We start from the raw sequence: 4,545 nt of genomic DNA, 5'->3' as shown, positions 1-4,545 counted from the left end.
CTAATAATAAAAATAGTGCTTCTTTTAACGATTAAACATATTTGGTTTGATGCTCCCACCATCCCCAAAAATTTCGACAATCAGGTCGCTGAGCATATTGCTGGCGATAACATTTCCAACATTAAGGAGACACGTTGATGATTTCTGAAAGCGTGGTTGATCTTTCGCGGTTTCAATTTGCGATGACCGCAATGTATCACTTTCTTTTCGTCCCTTTAACTTTAGGTTTGGCATTTATCCTTGCCATCATGGAAACCACTTATGTCATTTCTGGTAAAGAAATTTACAAAGACATGACTAAATTTTGGGGAAAATTATTTGGTATTAACTTTGCTTTAGGGGTAACGACTGGCTTAACAATGGAGTTTCAGTTTGGAACGAACTGGGCTTATTACTCACATTATGTGGGTGATATTTTCGGTGCACCATTAGCAATTGAAGGCCTGATGGCATTCTTTCTTGAGTCGACATTTATTGGCTTATTCTTCTTTGGATGGGACCGTTTAAGTAAGGTTCAACATCTAGGTGTAACGTGGTTAGTCGCTCTAGGTTCTAACATGTCAGCGCTCTGGATTTTAGTGGCGAATGGTTGGATGCAAAACCCAGTAGGTGCTGCATTTAACTTTGAAACGATGCGTATGGAATTAGTTGATTTCGGCGCGCTTATCTTTAACCCTGTAGCTCAGGTTAAATTTGTACATACTGTATCTGCAGGTTATGTAACTGGTGCAATTTTTGTACTTGCTATCTCAAGCTACTACTTGCTTAAAAAACGTGACCTACCTTTCGCACGTCGTTCATTTGCAATTGCTGCAATTTTCGGTCTTGCATCTACACTTTCAGTGATTTTGTTAGGCGATGAATCTGGCTATGAGCTAGGTGATGTTCAAAAAACTAAACTAGCTGCGATAGAAGCCGAATGGGATACTCACCCTGCTCCTGCTCCGTTTACTTTGTTTGGTGTACCAAACCATGAAGAGATGCGGACAGATTATGCGGTTAAAATTCCATACGCATTAGGTTTAATTGCAACTCGCTCAACAACCAAAGAAGTTACTGGTCTTAAAGATCTCATGCAGCAGCACGAAGTTCGTATTCGCAACGGTATGCTTGCCTATGCTGAACTTGAAAAATTACGTGCAGGCGATCGCTCACCAGAGTTATTAGCTTCATTTGAAAAAAATCAAAAAGATTTAGGTTATGGTCTACTTCTTAAAAAATATGCACCAAATGTAGTTGATGCAAGCGAGCAAAATATTAAAGCTGCTGTAAAAGATACTGTTCCAAATGTTACAGCTCTATTTTTCTCTTTCCGCGCAATGGTTGCCTCTGGCTTCTTAATGCTATTACTTTTCATTTTAGCAACTTGGGCTGTAGCAAAAAGAAATGCTGAAAATAAACCTTGGCTACTGAAATATGCATTGTTTGGTTTGCCGCTTCCTTGGATTGCTGCGCAAACTGGTTGGTATGTAGCTGAAGGTGGTCGCCAGCCTTGGTCTATTGGTGAAATCTTGCCAACACATCTATCTACTTCTAGTTTGAGTAGCGGGGATGTATGGGGTTCGATTCTTGCGCTAGCAGCGTTCTATACTGCACTTTTGATTATTGAAATGTACTTAATGATCAAGTTTGCTCGTCTAGGGCCAAGCTCTCTGCACACAGGTAAATATCATTTTGAAAAGCAAGAACCGAAAACAGCTGTTAATGGGGAGGCCTTATCATGATTGAATATGAACTATTAAAAATCATTTGGTGGGTGTTAGTTGGTGTACTTCTGATCGGCTTCGCCCTCACTGACGGTTTCGATATGGGTTCCATGGCTCTCATGCCTTTCGTTGGAAAAACCGACAATGAACGACGTGCTGCAATCAACACGATTGCACCGCATTGGGATGGGAATCAAGTCTGGTTTATTACGGCGGGTGGTGCACTATTTGCCGCATGGCCGATGGTATATGCTGTAGCCTTCTCAGGTATGTATTGGGCATTACTACTGGTTTTATTCGCCCTTTTCTTGCGACCAGTCGGCTTTGATTATCGCTCCAAACTTGAAAATACTAAATGGCGTAATTCATGGGACTGGGGCCTATGCATTGGAGGCGCCGTACCGGCTCTTGTATTCGGTGTAGCCTTTGGTAATTTATTTCTAGGCTTACCTTTTGGTTTAGATGACACTTTACGCTCTGAATATACAGGCAGCTTTTTTGCTCTTTTAAACCCATTCGCCTTAGTCTGTGGTTTTGTCAGTCTATCTATGCTCTGTGCTCATGGCGGTGCATGGCTCATGTTGCGTACAGATGACGCTTTAAAACAGCGTTCTGCCAAGGCTACTCAGATCATGGCAGCTATATTTTTAATTTGTTTCCTTGTTATTGGAGCATGGCTGTATTTTGGGCAAGTGCCAGGTTATAGCTATGCAGTTGCTATTGATCCTAATGCTGCACTCAACCCTTTAGCTAAAGAAGTAGTTACAAATAGCAACCCAGGCTGGATGAACAACTACAGTACTTATCCAATGACTAAAGTTGCCCCAGTTCTTGCAATATTAGGCGCAATCATTGCTGTTTTTGCATCATCAAAAACAAAAGCAGGCTTAAGTTTCACAGGCACAAGTTTGATGATTGTAGGATCAATTTTAACCGCAGGTTTTGCACTATTCCCGTTCTTGCTTCCATCTAGTATTAATCCTAATTCTAGCTTGACGATGTGGGATGCTGTGTCAAGCCATCTTACTTTAGGCGTTATGACTGTAGCTGCTGGCATTTTTGTACCACTCATTTTGATCTATACCAGTTGGTCTTATTACAAAATGTGGGGCGTCATTACCAACAAACACATCGAGTCAAACTCGCATAGCTTGTATTAAGGAGAAGCAAATGTGGTATTTCGCATGGATCCTTGGCATTTTGATGGCATGTTTTGCAGGTGTACTCAGTGCACTTTATATCGAACATCATCAAAATCTAGATGAGGAATAAATCATGGCAAAAGCAATGACAGCATCAAATCATCGAAAAGTTCAAGCATTCGCAATGGCCCTTTCCTTTCTGTTGGCATTGCCTCTTGCTGCAATTTTGTTGGTTTACCCCTCACTGATGTTAGATGCCAACGGACACTACAATCATAGTCAACTCATGTTGGTAATGATCGGTATTTCTGGTGGGTTTATTTACGGAGTAGGTTTCGTACCTAACTTCTGGTTATGGAAATGGCTATTTAGCCCATGGATAGCATGGCCTCTCATGCTTTTAGGCTATTACATCTGGTTTCTAACCTAAACAAAAAAGACCTCATTTGAGGTCTTTTTTCATTTCAATTAATTTAATAGGTACCATTGGCACTCCTAAATCTGCGTCAACTGGATACGGCTGTTCATTACCCGTTTTCGTATATCCACGACGTTCATAATAAGCAATCAACTCTGAACGTACATCTAGCACATACATTACGGCATTGACCAGATAAGGAGCTTGTTTTAATGCATATTGCTCCGCATATTCTAAAACAGATCGACCAACTCTCATATTTTGAACATGCGGATCTGTACAGAATGTTCCAATCTCAACCTGACTATTTTCAAATGTAAGCCCAATACATGCAACAATTTTAGAAGAGTTAGTTTCCCCTACCAATAATGTCGAATTCGCAAATTGTAGCTGTTCTTCTAATTGATGCTCTGTAATACGTTGTCCTTTTACCCACTCTAGCTCTGTTGTCCAACTTCGACCTTGTTGTTCTCGATAAGACTTGTTAATTAAATCTATGAGTTCTGGAATATCAGCAGATTGAGCTAAACGGAAATTTAAATTAGTCATAAAGTATACTTAGGCTATTTATAAAAATTCTAAAAATAAAGCCGATATTAAATCGGCTTTATTTTAAATAGCAATTAATTAATTTGATTGTTCAGCTAACCATGCCATAAATTTTTGACGCTCAGTTTTTGAGGCTTTCTGCCAAGTTTCCACTAAACGTTGATCATTCGTTTGTGCTACACCCGTTACTGGCATAGATGTTGGAGCTGGTACAACCTGAGAATAAGTAGGTTTAGCCGATGCATACACGGCCTCAGGCTGTGGTTTAGATGCTTTAGTCGTAAAATCACTTACCTTACCTAGTAAGCCAGTTGCAAACCATGGTTTTGCTTCATTGTTTGCACCCGTTTGTTTTACAATTAATTCATTATTTGCACTGTACAAAGCAACTGTTGGCTGCTCAGCATATTTTTTCGCATTTTCATAATCTTTAGGTACATCTACCATTGAAAGCTTATAAGTTTTCCCGTCTTGCAATGTAGGCGTTTGAATTGTGACTACGCCAGATTTAACAATGTCATGCTCACCATTTAAATGTTCAAAATATTCTTGGTAGCGCACACTTAAGCTGGTTTCACCCGCATCGACTTTATAATTATTTTTAGATGAACGAAATAACCCAGAATTGACTTCTTGACCATTCACAGCAAGGATTACAATTTCCTCTGGTGCTGTAATTGTAACTGCTGAAAATACTGAACCGCTGAGTAATAAACCAATTGCAGCAACA

At 39.9% G+C, this 4,545-nt stretch carries 7 protein-coding genes; 5 read left to right on the top strand and 2 right to left on the bottom strand.

Features of this window, described 5'->3' with window-relative positions:
• The 5 genes from cydP to NL42_RS15980 all read left to right on the top strand — a co-directional run.
• On the top strand, positions 1–138 hold a 138-nt coding region (gene cydP, locus NL42_RS16000; RefSeq protein WP_461313481.1), incomplete at its 5' end, for a cytochrome oxidase putative small subunit CydP.
• Positions 138–1,724: a cytochrome ubiquinol oxidase subunit I gene (locus tag NL42_RS15995; RefSeq protein ID WP_461313480.1), complete on the top strand. Its 1,587-nt coding sequence runs from the start codon at positions 138–140 to the stop codon at positions 1,722–1,724. The genes cydP and NL42_RS15995, both read left to right, overlap by 1 nt.
• Complete coding sequence (cydB, locus tag NL42_RS15990) at positions 1,721–2,866, top strand: cytochrome d ubiquinol oxidase subunit II (protein WP_461313479.1); 1,146 nt, start codon at positions 1,721–1,723, stop codon at positions 2,864–2,866. The genes NL42_RS15995 and cydB overlap by 4 nt, the downstream gene beginning before the upstream one ends.
• A gap of 10 nt (positions 2,867–2,876) precedes the next feature.
• A complete protein-coding gene (cydX, locus tag NL42_RS15985) occupies positions 2,877–2,978 on the top strand; it encodes a cytochrome bd-I oxidase subunit CydX (RefSeq protein ID WP_000270276.1) in 102 nt (33 codons plus the stop codon).
• Positions 2,979–3,278: a cyd operon YbgE family protein gene (locus tag NL42_RS15980; RefSeq protein ID WP_128814366.1), complete on the top strand. Its 300-nt coding sequence runs from the start codon at positions 2,979–2,981 to the stop codon at positions 3,276–3,278.
• A 12-nt stretch (positions 3,279–3,290) separates the two neighbouring features.
• Here NL42_RS15980 and NL42_RS15975 read toward each other — a convergent pair whose 3' ends face one another.
• Both NL42_RS15975 and NL42_RS15970 read right to left on the bottom strand, forming a co-directional pair.
• Positions 3,291–3,815, bottom strand: a complete 525-nt coding sequence (locus NL42_RS15975; protein ID WP_461313478.1) for a GNAT family N-acetyltransferase — start codon at positions 3,813–3,815, stop codon at positions 3,291–3,293.
• Between the two features lie 78 nt (positions 3,816–3,893).
• Positions 3,894–4,545, bottom strand: a 652-nt coding sequence (locus NL42_RS15970) for a YccT family protein (protein WP_461313477.1), incomplete at its 5' end; no start/stop codon positions are given.

This window comes from Acinetobacter sp. GN11, assembly GCF_054823985.1.
Note: the sequence above shows the minus strand (reverse complement) of the source record. Positions and strands in the feature narration are given on the sequence as shown.